This window comes from Mycobacterium sp. smrl_JER01, from assembly GCF_048513595.2.
Taxonomy (GTDB): Bacteria; Actinomycetota; Actinomycetes; order Mycobacteriales; family Mycobacteriaceae; genus Mycobacterium.
The window spans coordinates 4,447,425-4,465,682 of sequence record NZ_JBLXXK020000001.1 but is presented as its reverse complement, the minus strand read 5'-3'; the positions used below and the strand labels follow the sequence as shown (position 1 = coordinate 4,465,682).

24 protein-coding genes are annotated in these 18,258 nt (G+C 67.4%); 12 read left to right on the top strand and 12 right to left on the bottom strand.

Features of this window, described 5'->3' with window-relative positions; all coding sequences use genetic code 11:
- Window positions 1-2 precede the first annotated feature (2 nt).
- The 6 genes from ACNUDN_RS20770 to ACNUDN_RS20745 form a co-directional block, all read right to left on the bottom strand.
- A complete protein-coding gene (locus ACNUDN_RS20770) occupies window positions 3-869 on the bottom strand; it encodes a formylglycine-generating enzyme family protein (RefSeq protein ID WP_419125243.1) in 867 nt (288 codons plus the stop codon).
- 28 nt (window positions 870-897) lie between these two features.
- Complete coding sequence (locus tag ACNUDN_RS20765) at window positions 898-1,794, bottom strand: HAD family hydrolase (protein ID WP_419123649.1); 897 nt, start codon at window positions 1,792-1,794, stop codon at window positions 898-900.
- Between the two features lie 63 nt (window positions 1,795-1,857).
- Window positions 1,858-2,970, bottom strand: coding sequence for a 3-beta-hydroxysteroid dehydrogenase (locus ACNUDN_RS20760; protein ID WP_419123648.1), 1,113 nt, complete (start codon window positions 2,968-2,970; stop codon window positions 1,858-1,860).
- Window positions 2,971-3,032: 62 nt separating this feature from the next.
- The gene (locus tag ACNUDN_RS20755; RefSeq protein ID WP_419123647.1) at window positions 3,033-3,245 is read right to left on the bottom strand and encodes an exodeoxyribonuclease VII small subunit; all 213 of its coding nucleotides are present in this window, start codon (window positions 3,243-3,245) and stop codon (window positions 3,033-3,035) included.
- Window positions 3,242-4,420: an exodeoxyribonuclease VII large subunit gene (xseA, locus tag ACNUDN_RS20750; RefSeq protein WP_419125242.1), complete on the bottom strand. Its 1,179-nt coding sequence runs from the start codon at window positions 4,418-4,420 to the stop codon at window positions 3,242-3,244. The genes ACNUDN_RS20755 and xseA overlap by 4 nt, the downstream gene beginning before the upstream one ends.
- Window positions 4,421-4,518: 98 nt before the next feature.
- Complete coding sequence (locus ACNUDN_RS20745) at window positions 4,519-5,124, bottom strand: lipid droplet-associated protein (RefSeq protein WP_419123646.1); 606 nt, start codon at window positions 5,122-5,124, stop codon at window positions 4,519-4,521.
- A gap of 52 nt (window positions 5,125-5,176) precedes the next feature.
- Here ACNUDN_RS20745 and ACNUDN_RS20740 point away from each other — a divergent pair, with 52 nt between their 5' ends.
- Together ACNUDN_RS20740 and ACNUDN_RS20735 are read left to right on the top strand one after the other, a co-directional pair.
- Window positions 5,177-6,178: a 4-hydroxy-3-methylbut-2-enyl diphosphate reductase gene (locus ACNUDN_RS20740; protein WP_419123645.1), complete on the top strand. Its 1,002-nt coding sequence runs from the start codon at window positions 5,177-5,179 to the stop codon at window positions 6,176-6,178.
- A gap of 69 nt (window positions 6,179-6,247) precedes the next feature.
- Window positions 6,248-7,966, top strand: a complete 1,719-nt coding sequence (locus ACNUDN_RS20735; RefSeq protein ID WP_419125241.1) for a penicillin-binding transpeptidase domain-containing protein — start codon at window positions 6,248-6,250, stop codon at window positions 7,964-7,966.
- An 11-nt stretch (window positions 7,967-7,977) separates the two neighbouring features.
- On the opposite strand, the gene ACNUDN_RS20730 is transcribed toward ACNUDN_RS20735, so the two are convergent.
- Entirely contained in the window at window positions 7,978-9,468 is a 1,491-nt protein-coding gene (locus tag ACNUDN_RS20730) for an arylsulfatase (protein WP_419123644.1), read from the bottom strand.
- Window positions 9,469-9,609: 141 nt separating this feature from the next.
- On the opposite strand from ACNUDN_RS20730, the gene ACNUDN_RS20725 reads away from it, so the two are divergent.
- Both ACNUDN_RS20725 and ACNUDN_RS20720 read left to right on the top strand, forming a co-directional pair.
- On the top strand, window positions 9,610-9,987 hold the full coding sequence (locus ACNUDN_RS20725; protein WP_419123643.1) for a YidH family protein: 378 nt from the start codon (window positions 9,610-9,612) through the stop codon (window positions 9,985-9,987).
- A 4-nt stretch (window positions 9,988-9,991) separates the two neighbouring features.
- Entirely contained in the window at window positions 9,992-10,681 is a 690-nt protein-coding gene (locus ACNUDN_RS20720) for a hypothetical protein (RefSeq protein ID WP_419123642.1), read from the top strand.
- Window positions 10,682-10,685: 4 nt separating this feature from the next.
- Here ACNUDN_RS20720 and ACNUDN_RS20715 read toward each other — a convergent pair whose 3' ends face one another.
- Window positions 10,686-11,933, bottom strand: a complete 1,248-nt coding sequence (locus ACNUDN_RS20715; protein WP_419123641.1) for a DUF6542 domain-containing protein — start codon at window positions 11,931-11,933, stop codon at window positions 10,686-10,688.
- Between the two features lie 93 nt (window positions 11,934-12,026).
- Between ACNUDN_RS20715 and ychF the strand changes: the two genes are divergently transcribed.
- Genes ychF through ACNUDN_RS20700 form a run of 3 tightly spaced genes read left to right on the top strand, consistent with a single transcriptional unit; the run spans window position 12,027 to window position 13,723 of the window.
- Entirely contained in the window at window positions 12,027-13,100 is a 1,074-nt protein-coding gene (gene ychF, locus ACNUDN_RS20710) for a redox-regulated ATPase YchF (RefSeq protein WP_419123640.1), read from the top strand.
- Window positions 13,101-13,160: 60 nt separating this feature from the next.
- The gene (locus tag ACNUDN_RS20705) at window positions 13,161-13,358 is read left to right on the top strand and encodes a type II toxin-antitoxin system VapB family antitoxin (protein ID WP_419123639.1); all 198 of its coding nucleotides are present in this window, start codon (window positions 13,161-13,163) and stop codon (window positions 13,356-13,358) included.
- Window positions 13,355-13,723 (top strand): type II toxin-antitoxin system VapC family toxin, encoded by a 369-nt coding sequence (locus ACNUDN_RS20700; protein ID WP_419123638.1) that lies wholly within the window; start codon window positions 13,355-13,357, stop codon window positions 13,721-13,723. The genes ACNUDN_RS20705 and ACNUDN_RS20700 overlap by 4 nt, the downstream gene beginning before the upstream one ends.
- A gap of 72 nt (window positions 13,724-13,795) precedes the next feature.
- Here the strand turns inward: ACNUDN_RS20700 and ACNUDN_RS20695 are convergent, their stop codons facing one another.
- Complete coding sequence (locus ACNUDN_RS20695) at window positions 13,796-14,398, bottom strand: class I SAM-dependent methyltransferase (protein ID WP_419123637.1); 603 nt, start codon at window positions 14,396-14,398, stop codon at window positions 13,796-13,798.
- A gap of 154 nt (window positions 14,399-14,552) precedes the next feature.
- Here ACNUDN_RS20695 and ACNUDN_RS20690 point away from each other — a divergent pair, with 154 nt between their 5' ends.
- From ACNUDN_RS20690 to ACNUDN_RS20675, 4 genes are all read left to right on the top strand, one after another.
- Window positions 14,553-14,837 (top strand): type II toxin-antitoxin system Phd/YefM family antitoxin, encoded by a 285-nt coding sequence (locus ACNUDN_RS20690; protein WP_419123636.1) that lies wholly within the window; start codon window positions 14,553-14,555, stop codon window positions 14,835-14,837.
- Window positions 14,834-15,097: a type II toxin-antitoxin system RelE family toxin gene (locus ACNUDN_RS20685; RefSeq protein WP_419123635.1), complete on the top strand. Its 264-nt coding sequence runs from the start codon at window positions 14,834-14,836 to the stop codon at window positions 15,095-15,097. The genes ACNUDN_RS20690 and ACNUDN_RS20685 overlap by 4 nt, the downstream gene beginning before the upstream one ends.
- Before the next feature lie 226 nt (window positions 15,098-15,323).
- A complete protein-coding gene (locus tag ACNUDN_RS20680; protein WP_419123634.1) occupies window positions 15,324-15,677 on the top strand; it encodes a DUF1801 domain-containing protein in 354 nt (117 codons plus the stop codon).
- A 33-nt stretch (window positions 15,678-15,710) separates the two neighbouring features.
- Window positions 15,711-16,064 (top strand): hypothetical protein, encoded by a 354-nt coding sequence (locus ACNUDN_RS20675; protein ID WP_419123633.1) that lies wholly within the window; start codon window positions 15,711-15,713, stop codon window positions 16,062-16,064.
- On the opposite strand, the gene ACNUDN_RS20670 is transcribed toward ACNUDN_RS20675, so the two are convergent.
- Both ACNUDN_RS20670 and ACNUDN_RS20665 read right to left on the bottom strand, forming a co-directional pair.
- Entirely contained in the window at window positions 16,065-16,559 is a 495-nt protein-coding gene (locus ACNUDN_RS20670) for a nitroreductase/quinone reductase family protein (protein ID WP_419123632.1), read from the bottom strand.
- A 43-nt stretch (window positions 16,560-16,602) separates the two neighbouring features.
- On the bottom strand, window positions 16,603-16,845 hold the full coding sequence (locus ACNUDN_RS20665; protein WP_419123631.1) for a hypothetical protein: 243 nt from the start codon (window positions 16,843-16,845) through the stop codon (window positions 16,603-16,605).
- 218 nt (window positions 16,846-17,063) lie between these two features.
- Between ACNUDN_RS20665 and ACNUDN_RS20660 the strand changes: the two genes are divergently transcribed.
- Complete coding sequence (locus ACNUDN_RS20660) at window positions 17,064-17,561, top strand: hypothetical protein (RefSeq protein ID WP_419123630.1); 498 nt, start codon at window positions 17,064-17,066, stop codon at window positions 17,559-17,561.
- Here ACNUDN_RS20660 and ACNUDN_RS20655 read toward each other — a convergent pair whose 3' ends face one another.
- The gene (locus tag ACNUDN_RS20655; RefSeq protein ID WP_419123629.1) at window positions 17,562-18,164 is read right to left on the bottom strand and encodes a hypothetical protein; all 603 of its coding nucleotides are present in this window, start codon (window positions 18,162-18,164) and stop codon (window positions 17,562-17,564) included.
- Window positions 18,165-18,258: the final 94 nt, after the last annotated feature.

Below are 18,258 nucleotides of genomic sequence, written 5' to 3'. Positions count from 1 at the left end.
GGTCAGCGCGCCACGCAGCGGAATCCGATGTGGCTCATGCCGGTGTCGACCGGTTGCGGCCTCCTGGCTGCGGGGCGGTAGCGCAGGCAATAGTCGTCGGCGCAGAGATACGACCCGCCTTTGACCACTCGGCGCGGCACTGCGAATTGTGGTTGGCGCGGGTCCCGGCTCGCTGCCTCACCGCAGGGTGCGCCGGCGGGGTGATCGGAGTACCAGTCGGTCGTCCACTCCCACACGTTGCCGGCCATGTCGTACAACCCGTAGCCGTTCGGCGGGAAGCTGCCGACCGGGCGGGTGCGGCCGTAGCCGGTCTCGGGTCGCCACGGGAAGTCGCCGTGCCAGTAGTTCGCCAGTTGCTGACCGGACGCCTCGGGTTCGTCACCCCAGGTGTACGTCGCGCCGGCGAGCCCGCCCCGGGCCGCGGTCTCCCACTGGGCTTCGGTGGGCAGCGCCAGGCCTGCCCAGTCGGCGTAGGCGGCGGCGTCCTCGAAGGCGATGTGCACCACCGGGTGATCGGCCCGCCGGTCGATCGACGACGCCGGACCGGCCGGTCTGCGCCAGTGCGCACCGGGAGTCCATGCCCACCACAGGCTGAGGTGGCGCAGGTCCACCGGACCGGCGGTCCTGGTGAACACCATCGAGCCGGGCGCCAGGTTCTCCGCCGGCGCCCCGGGATAGGCGGCGGGGTCCAGCGGACGCTCAGCGACGGTGACATACCCTGTCGCAGCGACGAACTCGGCGAACTGCAGGTTCGTGACCTGCCGCGGTTGAATCCAGAATCCGTCCACGGTGACGGTGCGGGTGGGGGCTTCCTCGGGGTAGTGCGTGTCGGATCCGAGCACGGCGCTCTGACCCGGGATCCACACCATGTCCCAGTCGGTGCCGATACCGGCTCGATCAGGCACTGAACACCGTGGTCCAGTCGTCACGCATGCTGGTCACCCTCCAACCGCTGCGGCCGGCGAGATCGACGGCCTTCTCGGCGCCCGCGGTGTAGTCGAATTCGCGCTCGGCGTCGTCGTGGCGGACCAGCATGGCCATCGTCGGCCCGGTACCCGCCGCGGTGAACTGCAGCATCTCGATGTCCCCGTTGGAGTTCCCGGCGGCGAAGATCGGCCGCCGACCCGTTCTGCCCCAGATGCGGACCGGTTTGACCGGTCCGTCGTCGAAGAACTCCGGCGTCGAGGTGGTGTGCAGGTGACCGTCGGCGAACGTCAACCCCACCGAGCTGCCGATCACCCGTTCCGGCGCGATTCCGTACAACGCTTCGGCGACCGGCCGCATGAAGTCCCGGCCACCCCCTGAGGCGATGTAATTGGTGAAGCCGTGGGCCTCCAGGTATCGCAGCAGCTCGATCATCGGGTGGTAGCCGCATGCGGTGTAGGGGCGGTTGAGGGTGGGGTGGCGCGCTTCGGCGAAGAACGCCTGCACCCGTTCGGCGTGCTCCTCGACCGTCAGGCCCGCGTACGCGGACAGGATGCCGCCGACCAGGACTCGCAACTGCGTGTCGTCGCCGTTGTAGTGCATGGTGACCGCATCGCCGAACCACGCCAGGTCGTTGTCGACCGCGGCGCGGTACGGCTGGGTCCGGGCCAGCGACGGGTCGGCGGCTGCTTGTTCGGCCAGCCGGCGGACCAGGAAGTCGAGCTGGATGTACGCCGGTTTCTCGCACCACAGGGTGCCGTCGTTGTCGAACACCGCCACCCGCTCGTCGGGCGAGACTGTCTCGGCGGCGGCCTCGACGAACGCGATGATCGCCGCCTTGGTGGGACCGTCGGTCCAGGAATCCAGCACGCGATCGACCCTAGGACGGACCTCCGTCGCGGGCGGTCGTATCAGAAGATCGAGTCCTCGGTGTCAGCCTTTCGGTGGGACCGGGGCGGCGGCGTGCACCACAGGTTGGGCGGCCTCGGCTTTCATCCGGTGGAACAGCTCGACGTAGTAGGGCGTGCACTGTTGCAGCGCCTGTTCGGTGGTGAACAGGGGCCGGTAGCCCAGGTCGCGCTCGGCCTTGCCGATCGAGAAGTAGTTGTCCAGGTAGAGCCGCTCCACCGCCAAGGGTTCGAGCAGCGGTTTGGGCAGGCCGAAACGGAAGTGCAGGAACTGCCACATCGTCATGGCCAACCACACCAGCCGGCCCGGCACCCGCAGCCTCGGCCAGGGTTCGCCGCAGGCCTCGACCACCGGCCGGGAGAACTCGAACATGTTGATCGGTTCGCCGTCGTTGATGAAGTACGCCTGACCGGGGGCGGTGCCGCCTTCGACCAGATGTTGCGCGGCGAGGATGAAGCCGTGCACCAGGTTGTGTACGTAGGAGTTGTCGAGCTTGACGTTCTTGCTGCCGACGAGCACCTTGACGTGGCCGGCGAGCACACTCTCGAACACCTTGCGGAACATCGTCTGATCGCCGCGGCCCCAGATACCGCTGGGCCTGATCGAGCAGGTGAGCAGGCCCGACACCCCGTTCTGGGACAGTACGAACTTCTCGGCGGCCACCTTGGTCTCGGTGTAGAGATCGTTGAACCGCTCGGTGTAGGGCAGGGTTTCGTCGCCGCCGGCGATGCGCCGCCCCCCCATCACCACGCTGTTGGACGCCGTGTAGACGAAGCGTTGGACACCGGATTTCTGCGCGGCGTGTACGAGGTGCCGGGTACCGGTGACGTTCACCGCGAAACTGCGCTGCCGGTACTCCTCGGTCACCGATGCCCCACCCATCAGATCGATGATGGCGGCGGTGTGGATGACGGTGTCGATGCCGTCCACCGCGGCGGCGACATCGTCGACGGCGGTGATGTCGCCGCGGAGCACCTCGAGGCGTGGATGGTGTGGAAGCGGCGAGTCGACCCGGTCGAACGAGCGCACCTGGTGGCCGCGGTCGAGCAGTTCGGTGACCAGGTTGGCCCCGACGAAGCCGGACCCCCCGGTCACCAGCACCCGGCCGAGCTCAGTCTGCAGCGATGCATCACCCATGCGGGCAGAATAACTGAAACATGTTCCAATTTCGAGATCCCGGACGGTGGACCCCGGTCTGGTCAGTCTTCGCTCTGGTCCTGGGCGGCCAGTGCCCGCTCCACCCGATTCCGTGCGCCAGCTAAGTGCTCTTCGCACCGTTTAGCGAGCTGTTCGCCTCTTTCCCAGAGCTGCAGCGATGCATCCAGATCCAGGCCACCGTGCTCGAGACGCTCCACCACCGCGATCAGCTCATCGCGGGCCTCCTCGTACCCGAGCTCACTAATAGGCTTCATAACTGCTCTCCCTCGCTGATCGCGGTCACCGCCCCGTCGGCCACCCGGATCCGCAGCCGCGCACCGGCTGGGGCGTCGGCGACCGAGTGCAGCACATGAGCGGCGCCGTCCTCGGGTACTGCCTGGACGACCGCGTAGCCGCGGGCCAGGGTGGCTGCGGGGCCGAGGGTCGCCAACCGGGCCGCCAGGTGGCCGATCCGATCGGCTTCGGCGTTCAGGAGCCGCGTCACATCGCGCCGGGCGGTGGCCCGGGCACGGTGAATCTCCTCGGCGCGCGCGTCGATCGCGGCCAGCGGACGACACAGCACCGGCCTGCTGCGCAGCTGGGCGACGGTATGGGCCTCCCGGTTCACCCAGTTGCGCAGGGCGCGCGCACTGCGCCGGCGCAGGTCGGTGACCAGCGCGTGTTCGGCCGCGGTATCGGGGACGATCCGCTTGGCGGCATCGGTCGGCGTGGCCGCGCGCAGGTCGGCGACCAGGTCGCACAGCGGGGTGTCGGGCTCGTGGCCGATCGCGCTGACCACCGGTGTGGTGCATCGGGCGATCTCCCGGCACAGGGTCTCGTCGGAGAACGGCAACAGATCCTCGACGCTGCCGCCGCCACGGGCCAGCACGATGACCTCGACGGCGGGGTCGGCGTCGAGGGCGCGTAGCGCCTCGACGATCTGGGGGACCGCGTTGGGTCCCTGAACCACGGTGTTGCGCACCGCGAACCGCACCGCAGGCCAGCGTCCGGACGCCACGGCCATGATGTCGTGCTCGGCGGCCGACGCGCGCCCGGTGATCAATCCGATGGTGGCCGGAAGGAACGGGATCGGACGCTTCAGGTGTGGATCGAACAGGCCTTCGGCCTCGAGTAGGCGCCGCAACCGCTCGATCCGCGCCAGCAACTCGCCGATGCCCACCGCCCGAATGGCGCTGACCCGCAGCGAGAACGTGCCTCGTCCGGTGTAGAAGTTGGGTTTGCCGTAGACGATCACCTGGGTGCCGTCGGTCATCGGGACCGGCGCGTTGACCACCAGGTCACGGGGGCAGGTCAGCGACAGCGACATGTCGGCCGCCGGGTCGCGCAGCGTGATGAACGCGGTGTTGGAGTTCGGGCGCAGAGTCAACTGGGCGATCTGGCCCTCGACCCACACCGCCCCGAGTTTGTCGATCCACCCCGCCACCCGGATCGCGACGCCGCGGACGGGAAAAGGGTTGTCCGCCGACTGGCCGAGGGCGGCACCGTCTGCCCGGCTCGCCGGGGAACTAGCCGGCCCGTTCGCCGGGGTCACTTGGCCGACGCGCGGGTGATCCTGTTGGCCAGCAGCGTCTGATAGGGTGCGCGCGCCTTGGTGGACTCCTCGTAGGCGAGCAGCGCCTCGAGGTCCGGGACGCGCAGCGATGTCAGGCGGGCGCGCAGTTGGGCCAATGTCAACGACTCGTATTCGATCTCGGCCACGATCTGCGGAGTGTCGGCGGTGGACGTGCCGGTGGCGGCCTGTCCGGTCGTGGCGGCTGCGGCCTCGTCGGTCGCCGCCTTCGCGGCGGCCTCCGGATCGCCACTGAACAGCGCGAACCGGCCTTCGGTCAGCCGCTCACCGTCGCGGACCGGCACGTCGACCACATCGCCGTCCTCGGCCGGGCTCTGCAGATCTTCGTCGAAGGTCGCCCACTCGGGCTGCTCGTCCTTGGGCGGAAAGATCGACTCGATGGTCTCGTCACCCTTGATCACCAACACCGCGACGTCCTGCTGCACCTTCATGACCAACTGCGCAAGCTGACTGGCGATGGTCATCGGATACATGAGGATGGTCTGGGGGAGTTTGCGGGTTTCCTCGATGGCGGTCACCGCCGCGCCCACGAGCAGCCGGACCCCATACGGTGCAGTTGACATGGGCCCAGCCTACGGCTGGGCACGTACCGGGGAGGGTAAGTACCCTGGTGTCATGCCGCCGACCGTCAACATGGGGATTCCGGGCGCCGCCAGCTCGGTCGTCGAACCAACGGCAGGTAAACGTGTCCTGCTGGCCGAACCCCGCGGGTACTGCGCAGGTGTGGACCGGGCCGTCGAGACGGTCGAGCGGGCCCTGGAGAAACACGGCGCCCCGGTGTACGTGCGGCACGAGATCGTGCACAACCGCTACGTGGTCGACACGTTGGCCAAGGCCGGTGCGGTGTTCGTCGAGCAGACCGACGAGGTGCCCGAGGGCGCGATCGTGGTGTTCTCCGCGCACGGCGTCGCCCCGACGGTGCACGTCGAAGCCGCCGCCCGCAACCTGAAGACCATCGACGCCACCTGCCCGCTGGTGACCAAGGTGCACAACGAGGCCAAACGGTTCGCCCGCGACGACTACGACATCCTGCTGGTGGGCCACGAAGGCCACGAGGAGGTGGTCGGCACTGCCGGCGAGGCGCCCGACCACGTCCAGGTTGTGGACAATCCGGACGCGGTGGACAACGTCACCGTGCGCGATCCGGACAAGGTCATCTGGCTGTCCCAGACCACGCTGAGCGTCGACGAGACGATGGAGACGGTGCGACGGCTGCGGGAGAAGTTCCCGACACTGCAGGATCCGCCGAGCGACGACATCTGCTACGCCACGCAGAACCGCCAGGTCGCGGTCAAGGCGATGGCGCCGGAATGCGAGCTGGTGATCGTGGTCGGCTCGAAGAACTCGTCGAACTCGGTGCGCCTGGTCGAGGTGGCGCTGGGCGCCGGATCCGACGCCGCACATCTGGTCGACTACGCCGACGACATCGATCCGGCCTGGCTGGAGGGTGTGACCACAGTCGGCGTCACCTCCGGCGCGTCGGTTCCCGAGATCCTCGTCCGCGGTGTGCTGGACCGACTCGCCGAACTCGGATTCGGCACGGTGCAACCGGTGACCACAGCCAATGAGACGTTGGTGTTCGCGCTACCCCGCGAGATCCGGCCGGCCCGCACCTGACGGGTACGTTCGGCGAACGTGAAGCATCTTTACCGAAGCCTCTCGTGCGTGCTGGTGGCCGTCCTGCTGATGTTGACCGGCTGCAGCAACGCCGAGGACCGGCTGGAATCGACCGTGCGCAGCTTCGCCGAGGCGCTCAGCCGCGGTGACGCCCCGGCCGCGGCAGCACTGACCGATGACGAGGCCGCCGCCCGCGAGACCCTCGGCGCGCTGTATGCGAGCTTGGGCACCGACGTCGAGTTCGAGGTGGCATCGACGGGGCGCGACGAGAACGGGGCGACTTTCACGCTGGCGGCGGCATGGAAGTTCGGACCCGAGAAGAACAACGAGTGGACCTATACCGCCGAGGGCAGCGCCGCGGCGGACGGTGACGACTGGGCCGTCGAATGGAACCCGGCGACGGTGGCCCCCGGTCTCGACACCGGACCGCTCAGTTACGGCACGCTGGTCCCGCAGCCCGCGGCGCGCGTGCTGGACCGCACCGGCGCCGAACTGCTCACCCAACACATCGTCACCCTCGTCGACCTCGCACCCGGTGCAGATGTGAATACCGTTGCTGCGCTGCTCAATCCGATTGCATCCGGTATCACGCCGGAGTCGTTGGGCGCCGACCTCACCGCTGCTGCCGGTGCGCCGGTCACCGCCATCACCCTGCGCGACGAGGATCTGGCGCCCATCGAGGCGCAGCTGTCGGCGCTGCCGGGCGTGACCTTACGTCCGCAGACCCGGCTGCTGGCCACCGACCGGGCCCTGACCTCGCCGACGCTTTCGGGTCTGGCCGACCTCTGGCAGCAGCGCACCGACGCGGCGAGCGGATGGGCCGTCACCGCTGCCACCGCGGCGGGTGTCGACCGGGTCGGTGGCCGCGACGCCGAACCGGTCGGCGACATTGCCAGCACGCTCGACATCGGTATGCAACTCGCCGCGGAGGCCGCGCTGGAACCGCTGGCCACCCCGGCGGTGGTCGTGGCGATCCAGCCGTCCACCGGTGATCTGCTCACCGTCGCGCAGAACGCGCCGGCCGACGCGCAGGGCCCGATCGCGCTGACCGGGCTCTATCCGCCGGGATCGACATTCAAGACGGTGACGGTGTCGGCCGCCTTGCAGGCCGGGCAGGTCACCCCCGACAGTATCGTCGCCTGCCCCGGCACCGAGAACATCGAGGGCAGGCAGATCCCGAACGACGACAACTTCGCATTGGGAGATGTCCCGCTGCACACGGCCTTCGCGCGGTCCTGCAACACGACCATGGGCCGGCTCGCGGTCAACCTGCCCCCGGACGGCCTCACCACAGCCGCCGCCCAGTTGGGTCTGGGCATCGACTTCGTCGCGCCCGGGGTGACCACGGTGACCGGTTCGGTGCCGGTCGCCGACACCTCGGCGCAGCGCGTCGAGGCCGGGATCGGACAGGGGCAGGTCACCGCGTCACCGTTCGGGATGGCGCTGGTCGCCGCGACGCTGGCGCGCGGAACGGTGCCCGCGCCGGCCATCGTGTCGGGCGCACCGGGTGTGCCCGACCGTGCTCCGCAACCGCTGCCGGCCACGGTGGACGAACAGGTCCGGGCGATGATGCGCGAGACCATCACCGGGGGGACCGCCACGCAGCTACAGGACATCCCCGGCTTGCTCGGCAAGACCGGCACCGCCGAGTACATCAACGACACGCATGCCCACGGCTGGTTCGTCGGTATCCGCGGAGACCTTGCGCTGGCGGTATTCGTCAGCGACGCAGGAAGTTCGGGCCCCGCGGTGGATGCCGCGGGGCGCTTCCTACGCGCGATCCCCTGACGCGCCGCGATTCAGGAGCCGGGGATGCCTGCCTGAAGTTTGGCCATCACCTGTTCCAGGTTGAAGCTCGCCGAAGCCTGGCGCTGCGGGAACTCGACGAGGGTTTTGAGCTGCTCGGCCACGTAGGCCTGCGCCGGGGTGAAGACCCAGATCCGGTCGATCATCCAGTCGTAGTAGGTGTTCGAGGTGATGTCGGCGCGCTCGTACGGGTCGGTGCGCAGGTTGAACAGCTTGGGCGCGCGCAACACGGTGTAGGGCTCCAGCCAGATCGCCAGCGTGCCCTGCTGGCGTTGCTCCATGAAGACGATCTTCCAGTTGTCGTAGCGCAGGGCCGTCAGGTCACCGTCGTCGGAGACGTAGAAGAAATGCTGCCGCGCGCTCGTGTCGCTCGCCCCGGTGAGATAGTCCAGCTGGTTGTGGCCGTCGAGGTGCACCTTATAGCGGGTGCCGTTCAATTCGGTTCCTGCCCTGAGTCTTTCGGCGATATCCGGGTCTCCCGCGGCTGCCAGCAGGGTGACGAACCAGTCGTTGTGGGCGACGATTCCGTTCAGGACGGTGCCCGCCGGGATGCGTCCCGGCCAGCGCACCACGGCCGGTACCCGGTAGGCCCCCTCCCAGTTGGAGTTCTTCTCGTTGCGGAACGGTGTCATCCCCGCGTCGGGCCAGCTGTTCATGTGCGGACCGTTGTCGGTGGAGTACATGACGATGGTGTTCTCGGCGATGCCCAGTTCGTCGAGGGTGTTCAGCAGATCGCCGACGATGTCGTCGTGGTCGAGCATCGTGTCGTGGTACTCGGACTGCCAACGGCCCGATCGGCCGACGCTCGCCGGTTTGGGGTGGGTGCGGAAGTGCATGTGGGTGGAGTTGAACCATACGAAGAACGGGATGCCGGCGTCGTGCTGGCGTGTGATGAATTCGATTGCGGCATCCCGGAACTCGTCGTCGCAGGTTTCCATTCGCTTCCTGGTCAGCGGGCCGGTGTCCTCGATCCGCTGGGTGCCGTCACCGTTGGCCCAGGAATGGATGACGCCGCGGGGACCGAATTTCTCTCGAAACGCCGGATCCTTCGGGTAGTCGACGTTCTCGGGTTCCTCCTCGGCGTTGAGGTGGTACAGGTTGCCGAAGAACTCGTCGAAGCCGTGCATGGTCGGTAGAAACTCGTCGCGGTCGCCCAGATGGTTCTTGCCGAACTGTCCCGTGGCGTAGCCGCGCGCCTTGAGTGCGGTGGCGATCGTCGGATCCTGCGCCTGCAGGCCGATGGGCGCCCCCGGCAGACCCACTTTGGTCAATCCGGTCCGGTACGGGTTCTGCCCGGTGATGAAGGCAGCACGGCCCGCGGTGCAACTCTGCTCGCCGTAATAGTCGGTGAAACGCGCGCCTTCGGCGGCGATCCGGTCGATGTTCGTGGTGCGGTAACCCATCAGGCCGTCGCTGTAGCAACTGAGATTGCTCTGGCCGATGTCGTCGCCCCAGATGATGAGGATGTTGGGTGTGTCGCTCATTTTCCGCGCCTCTCGATGTCGAAGGCTTGCGGCGCCGTCGCGGTCGGCGCCGCCTTCTGGACGCCCACTGGCGCATAGTAATCTCGGCGCCTGACCGTGCAGTCAATATTTGTGAGGCCGTCACCGTTTCGAGGGGATGCCATGCCGAACGACCCCCTGGACGCGAACACGCGATTGGCGGCCGAGCGCACCCGCCTCGCTCAGGAGCGGACCCTGATGGCCTGGATCCGCACGGCGACGGCGCTGATCGCGTTCGGATTCACCATCTATCAGATCTTCCGGTACCTGTCGGCATCAGAGCGCCTGCGGGCACCGTTGGTCAGCCCGCAGATCGTCGGCGTGGCGATGATCGTCATCGGCCTCGTCGCGCTGATCCTGGCATGGGTCCAGCACCGTCAGGCGATGCGAGCGCTGCGCTCGGACTTCGGCCCCATGCCGGGCTCGCTGGCCGGAATCTTCGCGGCGCTGATCGCCGGCCTGGGCGTCATCGCTCTGCTCGGTGTGATGCTGAGGCTGTGACGGCATGGGCGCTGTCGACCGCGAACCTCGCCTCCGTCGGCTGACGACGCCGCGCTCGGCTGCGGTGGCCGGAGTCCTGTTCGCGGTGCTGTTCGCCACCAGCCTGGTATTGCTGCGCAGCGCCATCCCCGACGATCCGTTCGCCCAGACAGCGTGGGTCGGCAGCGGCCGGACCAGAATCGCGGCGGCGCTGGTGTTGGCGCCGATGGCCGCCGTGTCGTTCCTCTGGTTCATCGGGGTGATGCGCGATGTCCTGGGCGATCTCGAGGATCGCTTCTTCGCGTCGGTGTTCTTCGGCAGCGGGCTGCTGTTCCTGGCGATGACCGCGGTCTCGATGGCGATCGCGGGTGCGATCCTGACCATCGCAGAGGTCCCGGAATTGGCAGCCAACGGGCTGATCTACTTCGGCCGATCGCTGATGCTCCAGGTCAGCAATGTGTGGGGGGTCCGGCTGGCGGCGGTGTTCATGATCTCGTTGGCCACCATCTGGCTGCGCACCGGGCTGATGCCACGATGGACGGCAGTGGCCACCTATCTGGTCGCGGCGACGCTGATCGTCGTCGTCAGCTTGAACCTCTGGGTGACCCTGGTGTTTCCGGCGTGGGTCGGCGCGGTCAGCGTGATGGTGCTGCTCACCCGCCCCGGTCCGCGCCGCAACGGCACCGCCGTCGACAGTCGAGGCCCGAGCCGGTAGCCGGTCAGATGTCGTACTCCCACCGGTCGGCGTCGACATCTCGACCGGGACGTCGGCGCGGTCGGAACTCGCCGCCGTCGTCGGCGTCGTCACCGCGGTAGCGCACGCGCGAGATCGGATGGTGTGAGCCCGGGCCCTGGGAACCGTACGGGTCGAACGGTTCGTAATCGGCCGGTTCGTAATCGGCCGGTTCGTAATCGGCGTAGCGGGGCCGACGCTGGGAGCGCTCCTGCGGCGGGCTCGGGCGCTCACGGCGGTCGTCACGGGTGCGCCGCTCGCGGGCTTGGCGGGACGCCGGATCGCGCCGTTCCCGGGCGGCCGGGTCCCGTCGCGTTCGGGCTGCCGGATCGCGTGGCTGGCGTGTGCTGGGGTCGCGTCGCGGCCGGGAGTCGGGGTCGCGCCGCTCCCGGGAGTCGGGGTCGCGCCGGGCGGTCCGCTCGCGGGGGTCGGGGTCGCGCCGGGCGGTCCGCTCGCGGGGTTCGCGCCTGGCCGACGGGTCCGCGCGACGGCGCCGCTCGGGTGGCGCATCGTCGTCGGGTCGTGGCCGGCGGCGACGGGGCCGGTCGGAAACCGGGTCGAGGATCTCGGTCTCGGCGGCACGTGCGTGCCGGGATCGGGAGGCACTCCGCCGCCCTTCGCGCGTGGCCCGGGCTCCGGCTCTGGGTGCGGTGCGCCGGCGACCGCCGGCCGTCCCCGGCTGCGCCTCCTGCCCATCGGCGGAGACGGCGGCGCGGCCGCCCCACAACGACGCCAGCAGGGCGGACAGTCCAGCTGTCCGCGAGCCGGCGTGGATGGGCTCCTGCGATGCGACCGCTGGAGCGGACTTGGCGAAATACCATCGCGCGAGTCCGATCAACAGCACGGCCGCGGAGGTGAAGAACATCAGCGGGAACCGCTCGATCAGCGGGTAGCCGCAGTTGATCAGGACATCCTTGAGGCCCTGGATATCGCTGCGATGCATGATGAAGTAGGCCGCCGGAACTGTGACGAACAACACCAGCGGGGGCTGGATGACCGCGGTGAACAGGCCAGACTGCGCGACGGCGAGGACCGCGATCAGACATCCGGCGACATAGAGCGTGGCGAACGCGGCGGTGAGCCGGGCACCGTCGAAGGCGGCATCGAACGCGAAACCGATGAGACAGGCGATAACAGCCGTCAGAATGGCGCCCCACCACGGAATCCCGGCGATATTCGGGTGCGCGGAGCGGTGTTCGAGGGCCACCGCAGGCCGCGCGCGCTGTTCCGACACAGATCGACCGTACCGGCTTGGACTATCAGGTGCCGCCACCGTGAAGTGGCGTGGCGATCACAGCACCCACGCAGTGCCTAGACTGTGGTTCCCGTGGGCCTCAATCTGGGAATCGTCGGACTGCCGAACGTGGGTAAGTCGACTCTGTTCAACGCGCTGACTCGCAACGACGTGCTGGCGGCCAACTACCCGTTCGCGACGATCGAACCCAACGAGGGCGTGGTGGCACTCCCGGATCCCCGGCTCAACGAGCTGGCCGAGATGTTCGGCTCGGAGAAGATCGTGCCCGCTCCGGTCACCTTCGTCGACATCGCCGGCATCGTGAAGGGCGCCTCCGAGGGCGCGGGCCTGGGCAACAAGTTCCTGGCCAACATCCGCGAGAGCGACGCGATCTGTCAGGTGGTGCGCGTGTTCGCCGACGACGACGTCGTACATGTCGACGGCAGGGTCGACCCCAAGTCCGACATCGAGGTCATCGAGACCGAGCTGATCCTCGCCGACATGCAGACCTTGGAGCGGGCACTGCCCCGGCTGGAGAAAGAAGCCCGAACCCACAAGGACCGCCGGCCGGTCTACGAGGCCGCGGTCGCGGCCAACGAGGTGCTCGACAGCGGCAAGACGCTTTTCTCGGCCGGGACTGATGTCACGCTGCTGCGCGAGTTGAACCTGATGACCTCCAAGCCGTTCCTGTACGTGTTCAACGCCGACGAGTCCGTGCTCACCGACGAGAAACGGGTCGCCGAACTCCGGGAGATGGTGGCGCCGGCCGATGCGGTCTTCCTCGACGCCAAGATCGAGGCCGAACTGCAGGAACTCGACGAGGAGTCGGCAGCCGAACTCCTCGAATCCATCGGTCAGACCGAGCGCGGCCTGGATGCTTTGGCGCGAGCCGGTTTTCACACGTTGAAGCTGCAGACCTACTTGACCGCCGGACCCAAAGAGGCGCGGGCCTGGACGATCCACCAGGGCGATACCGCGCCCAAGGCAGCCGGCGTCATCCATTCGGATTTCGAAAAGGGCTTCATCAAGGCCGAGATCGTGTCTTTCGACGATCTGCGAGAGGCCGGATCGATGGCCGCGGCCAAGGCGGCCGGCAAGGTGCGTATGGAAGGCAAGGATTACGTGATGGCCGACGGCGACGTGGTGGAGTTCCGCTTCAACGTGTAGCCGGACCACTGCCCCCGTGGCATCATGGAGGGCATCAATGATGCGCATGGAGGTGTCGCCTTGAGGACCACCGTCACCATCGACGACGATCTGCTGGCCAAAGCTGCCGAGCTCACGGGAGTGCACGAAAATGTTGCGCTGCTCAAGCAAGGTCTGCAGACACTGATCCGGGTGGAAAGCGCTCGCCGTCTCGCCGCACTGGGCGGATCGGATTCCGAGGCGAAGGCCGCGCCGCGGCGACGTGGCGCGTTGGAATGATCCTGGTGGACACCGCGGTGTGGATCGATCATCTTCACGCCGGAGAGTCCAGGCTGGTCGAGCACTTGGAACTGGATGGAGTCGGCTGCCATCCACTGGTGGTCGAGGAGTTGGCGCTCGGATCCATCGCACGCCGGAACATCGTCCTTGACCTTCTTGCAAATCTGTGGCAGTTCCCAACCGCGCAGCATGAAGAGGTCCTGTATCTCGTCGAGCGACGGCAACTCTGGGGGCACGGACTGAGCGCAGTCGACGCCCATCTGATGGCGGCAGTCGCCATGGTCGAGGGTGCGCGACTATGGACTAGGGACAAACGATTGAAAGCTGCGTCGAGAGAAGTGGGCGTCGCGCTGTTCGATGAGTGACGTTGATCGGCTGCGAGATTCGGTCGAGTTCAGGTTCAACGTCTAGCCTGATTCCCGTTCAATGTCTCGATGTCATTGAGCGACGAGAGCGAGAGCGGCGTGCGGTCTGACCACATCCGTACCTGGTCGTCGTAACCGATCCACCTCCACGAACCCGGCCGCCGACAGCAACTTTGACATTTCGTCGACGGGCCACCGATAAGCGGTGGTGACCTTGTGTGCGAAGGGTTCCAAATCGTCGCCCTCGAAGAAGCCGATCACAAGAGTTCCGTTGTCGGACAATGCCGTGCGGAAATTGCGGAGAACTTCCCCGACGGCGTCAGGCTCGTAGTGGATCAGGGAGTACCAAGCGAGGATCCCACCTAGGGAACCGCCCGGCAGCTCGAGAGGGCACATCGAACCGACGGTGTACTCCACCTCGGGCCGGTTCGCTCGGGCGGTCTCGATGAACGCGGGCACTAGATCGATCCCCATTGCCTTAAGGCCGAGGTCAGTCAAATAGCCGGTCAGGTGGCCGGGTCCGCAGCCGGCATCAAGGATTGAGCCGACGCATCGCCTGAAGTTACGTTCGAGGAATCGGAGGTCCTCGGCATCGACATGGGCGACGGCACCGAACGTGCGTGTGTAGACGTCTGATACCTCGGCGTAGTGGCGCCTGATGAGGGATTGCGTCATGAAGGTGACTCTAGGCGGCCGCCGTTTCTCGATGCAGTGACGTTTATCGGCATGGGAACCCGGTGAAGTTCCGCTTCAACGTGTAGAGCGCCGATCGTCACCCCGACCAGCGGACAGGCCCCTCAAGTTCTACCATCGCGCTAGAATTCTGTACATGACTACGCTGCCGCTGGCCGAAGTCCGGGCCAACCTGTCCAAGCTGGTCGATGAAGCTGTCCGCACGCACGCGCGTATCGAGGTCACACGTCAGGGCCGTCGTGCGGCGGTGATCCTCAGCGCCGACGACTACGACTCGATCATGGAGACGCTGGCGATCCTCAGCGACCAGGAGTTGATGGGCAACATCCGCGCAGCCGAGGGGGAGGCCGAGCGGGGCGAGATCTTCACACTCGACGAGGTGACCGAGGAGATGCGCGCCGCCGGGCGGCTGCCTCGGTGACCTATCGCGTCGAGCTCACCAGCGCTGCCGCGAGGGCATTGACCGAGGTGCTTCCGGAGGCCGTGGCGGTCGCGTGTTGGGAGTTCATCCGGGGTCCATTGGCGGATAATCCGTACCGGGTGGGCAAGCCACTGCGCGACCGATTGGCAGGCCGGTACTCCGCGCGGCGCGGCGAATTTCGGGTTGTCTACCAAATTTTCGACGACCGGGTCGTCGTCCGCGTCATTCATATCGCCCACCGTCGTGATGTTTATCGATAAGGCAACAAAGAGGCAGAGTCCCGCGACGAGATATCCGGTCCGGCGGGTACTCTGCTCAGGGTGGCGACCATGTCTGCCACCCCTGCACTTCCAGGCGAATGATCGCCTGAATCATTGCGGAGAGGCCTGACCTGTTCAGGACATGTCCGGATGGGGTGCTGCACCTGAAGGTGCGCCAACTCCATTGCGCCGGTTGACGATCGCCGGCTGACGAAAGGACATCACCGTGGCTAACAAGGACGACAAGAACCTCCAGCAGGTCCTCGACAAGATCGCGGGAACCGCTGAACCCGCGCGCAGTGTCATGCGGCGCATGCACGATGTGATCGTCGCGGCGGCGCCCGAACTGAAGCCGCGGATCTGGTACGGCATGCCCGGCTACGCCAAATCTGCGAGCAGTCCCGTCCTGGTCTTCTTCCGTAACGACGAACTGATGAGCCTCGGGGTGACCGAAAAGGCGACGCTGCACCCCGCCGGAGGCAGGGACGGACTGTTGATTCCGGCGGCCTGGTACTTCCAGGACCTGGACGAGGTCACCGAGCGGCGTGTCGCCGAGATCGTCCGTGCCGCGATCGAGTGACATCCGGGTGTCCCGCGGAGTTAGGGTGGGACTGTGGTCGGTGAAGACAGCGCCGACGAGCAACGGCGCGCTGCTGAGTTGGATGACTGCGAGCGCACGCTGGTGCGACGCGAGAGCGAACTTGTGCGACGGGAACGGGTGGCCGACGAGCGTGACCGGGTCGCCGACGAGCGTGACCGGGTCGCCGACGACCGTGAGCTATCGGCAGACGAACGCGAGGTGCGCGCCGACGAGCGTGAGGGCGCGACCACACAGCGGGAGCGGGAACGACGTGGACGGCTCGCCGACCGAGCAGAACGTGAACGAGCCCACGACCGACGGGACAATGCCGAGATCGCCCGTGCGGTCGCCGAATCCCGACGGCAGGTCGACGACCGTTCGGACTGATCAGCGTCGCGTCAACCGGAAGATCGGAATCTGTCGGCCGGCGTCTGCTGTCTTCTCGCGGTAGTCCGCGTACCCGCCGTAGACCCCCTCCGCCAGTCCGTACAGCCGCCGGTACTCATCGGGATCGGTCACCAATGCCGCGGTGAACGGTTCCTGACCGAACTCGCAGTCCGGGTGAGCCTTCAGGTTGTGGTACCACTGCGGGTGCTTGGGTTGCCCGAAGTTGGAGGCCACCAGAATGACGTCGCAGCCGTCGTGAAAATAGGTGAGCTGAACTTCACGGGGTTTGCCTGATTTCGCTCCCCTGGTGCGCAGCGGTGCGTTGACGATCGGGCCCATGTTCACCCGCCCGCCGGTGAGGCGGAACAGCAGCGGATCGGTGCGCCGGGCAACGTGACGCGCCAGGAACTGCCCCACGCGGGAGCGCCCGAAGCGGACGCCTTGCTGGTACCGGCGCCCGCGTCGGCGATGCGGGTCGACGTAACGCAGTGGCATCCCCGCAACCTACCCGGCGCTGCCCGCGCTCACCCGGCAGGTGTCACCGCCCGATTAGCCAGGACACCCGCCGATGCGTCATCCGCCGCCGCACCTGACGCTCGAGCCGGCCGGCGGCCAGCAACACCAGCATCCCGGCCGCCTGCCGGCCCAGCGACAGTCGGCTGGTGCGTTGTCTCCAAGTCGGCTTGCGCGGCCCGGCTCGCCGTCCGAGCACGTACCCGATGCTCAGGGCCGCCGTCGACGATGCCGCCAGCAACGTCGCCGTGAGCGCGAGCGCAGTCATGGCGTCAAGCCTGCCCGGTCAGTGTCGCGACCGGGTCACGAGCCTGCGTCTGTTGGTCTCGACGGTCCGCCGCCGGCAGCACAAGGGCGCCGACCAGCTGTCCAGTCCGATTTGCGAAAAGCTGGGGGCCCGCTCGGCGAACACAATCGGTGCACGTTAACGTGCATGTAGTGCTACATCCGTGACCGAATGAATCCAAAAATCCGAGGTGGCGTGGGATGACAGAGGTTCTGGGCGATCCTGACGACGACTCCGTCGGCCGGGAGATACCCGGGGTTCGTTATCTTCATCGGCCGTCCAGGTTGTCCGGGTCGTACCAGTTCAATGCGCTGTTGTCCCGACTCGTCGGCTACCACCTGCAGACCGTCCAGTTCGTCGGCGGCTATGTCCAGTTGGGCTTCGATTCGCCTGATTCTGCGGACCTGCCGGTGCTCACCTGCGAGGTGATGCCCGTCGTCGAAACCCCCGCCGGTCCGATCGGAGACCGCCAACCCGGCTATGCCGACGCGCTACGGTCGCTGATCGGCGAGCATGTCGTCGGCACCGACGAAGCCCCGCACCAGGGGTTGCGTGTCGCCTTCGCGTTGTCTGCGGTCGTGCTTCGTCCCACCCCCTCTGAGCTACGCGGGCCGGCGATCGCGATGCTGTCCGATTTCGCCGACGGCAGCTCGGTAAGCTGGCGTCCCGGAGGTGCCGGCTTCGAGTACCTGGGCTGATCAGCCTGCGCGGTACTCCACGATCGCGTCGCGGCTCTGCAAGGACTCACCGGAGATCACCACGAGCTCGGTGGGGGAGAGTCGGTAGGTGGTGTCGCGGTTGCGGGCCTCGAAGCCGACCGCGAGCGGCCGCACGTCGTCGAGCTGCAGAGCCGCACCGTCCCGCAGGCGCATTCCCTGGTACTCATAGGAGCCGTCGGAGTCCTGGCAGACCACCACCGCCGCGTGTTCGGTGTGGGCGATCGCCGCGGCGCGCTGGTCGGCGGCGCAACGGGCCGCGGTGTTGACGAACCCCCGGGCATCCATGGTCAACTCGGAAGTCTGCGCCGCCTGCTGCGTCGGCTGCGCCTGCTGCGCCGGCTGCGCCTGCTGCGTCGGAGGTGCCGCTGGCGGTGCCGGCGGTACGGTTCTCGCCGGCTCGGCGACCCAGTTCGGCGTGCCGGCGGGTTCGGCCGGAATCGACTGCACCCGCAGCGGTTCGTCGGCGCCACCGACGAGCATCATGACGACGACCCCGAGCGTCGCCAGGGACGCCACGACGACCGCGACAGCCGGCATCCGCCCGCCGCGTGTCGGGGTCTGATTTTCTGACGAGGCCGGCATGCCTGCGCTCCCTTGTTGGGTGCCGAAAGGTGTCCGACATCAGCAAAGCACCGCCGGCGGTGCAAACGCGTGATCCGCCTCGGCGTTTCGCCGC

Excerpts from the sequence above, each read along its gene's own strand:
- ACNUDN_RS20735 (WP_419125241.1), top strand. The coding sequence starts at position 6,248 with ATGTTGACCGGCTGCAGCAACGCCGAGGACCGGCTGGAATCGACCGTG.
- ACNUDN_RS20725 (WP_419123643.1), top strand. The coding sequence starts at position 9,610 with ATGCCGAACGACCCCCTGGACGCGAACACGCGATTGGCGGCCGAGCGC.
- ACNUDN_RS20745 (WP_419123646.1), bottom strand. The coding sequence starts at position 5,124 with ATGTCAACTGCACCGTATGGGGTCCGGCTGCTCGTGGGCGCGGCGGTG.
- ACNUDN_RS20695 (WP_419123637.1), bottom strand. The coding sequence starts at position 14,398 with ATGACGCAATCCCTCATCAGGCGCCACTACGCCGAGGTATCAGACGTC.
- ACNUDN_RS20670 (WP_419123632.1), bottom strand. The coding sequence starts at position 16,559 with ATGCCACTGCGTTACGTCGACCCGCATCGCCGACGCGGGCGCCGGTAC.
- ACNUDN_RS20690 (WP_419123636.1), top strand. The coding sequence starts at position 14,553 with ATGACTACGCTGCCGCTGGCCGAAGTCCGGGCCAACCTGTCCAAGCTG.
- ACNUDN_RS20665 (WP_419123631.1), bottom strand. The coding sequence starts at position 16,845 with ATGACTGCGCTCGCGCTCACGGCGACGTTGCTGGCGGCATCGTCGACG.
- ACNUDN_RS20760 (WP_419123648.1), bottom strand. The coding sequence starts at position 2,970 with ATGGGTGATGCATCGCTGCAGACTGAGCTCGGCCGGGTGCTGGTGACC.
- ACNUDN_RS20660 (WP_419123630.1), top strand. The coding sequence starts at position 17,064 with ATGACAGAGGTTCTGGGCGATCCTGACGACGACTCCGTCGGCCGGGAG.
- ACNUDN_RS20755 (WP_419123647.1), bottom strand. The coding sequence starts at position 3,245 with ATGAAGCCTATTAGTGAGCTCGGGTACGAGGAGGCCCGCGATGAGCTG.
- ACNUDN_RS20720 (WP_419123642.1), top strand. The coding sequence starts at position 9,992 with ATGGGCGCTGTCGACCGCGAACCTCGCCTCCGTCGGCTGACGACGCCG.
- ACNUDN_RS20730 (WP_419123644.1), bottom strand. The coding sequence starts at position 9,468 with ATGAGCGACACACCCAACATCCTCATCATCTGGGGCGACGACATCGGC.
- ACNUDN_RS20740 (WP_419123645.1), top strand. The coding sequence starts at position 5,177 with ATGCCGCCGACCGTCAACATGGGGATTCCGGGCGCCGCCAGCTCGGTC.
- ACNUDN_RS20770 (WP_419125243.1), bottom strand. The coding sequence starts at position 869 with ATGGTGTGGATCCCGGGTCAGAGCGCCGTGCTCGGATCCGACACGCAC.
- ACNUDN_RS20700 (WP_419123638.1), top strand. The coding sequence starts at position 13,355 with ATGATCCTGGTGGACACCGCGGTGTGGATCGATCATCTTCACGCCGGA.
- ACNUDN_RS20655 (WP_419123629.1), bottom strand. The coding sequence starts at position 18,164 with ATGCCGGCCTCGTCAGAAAATCAGACCCCGACACGCGGCGGGCGGATG.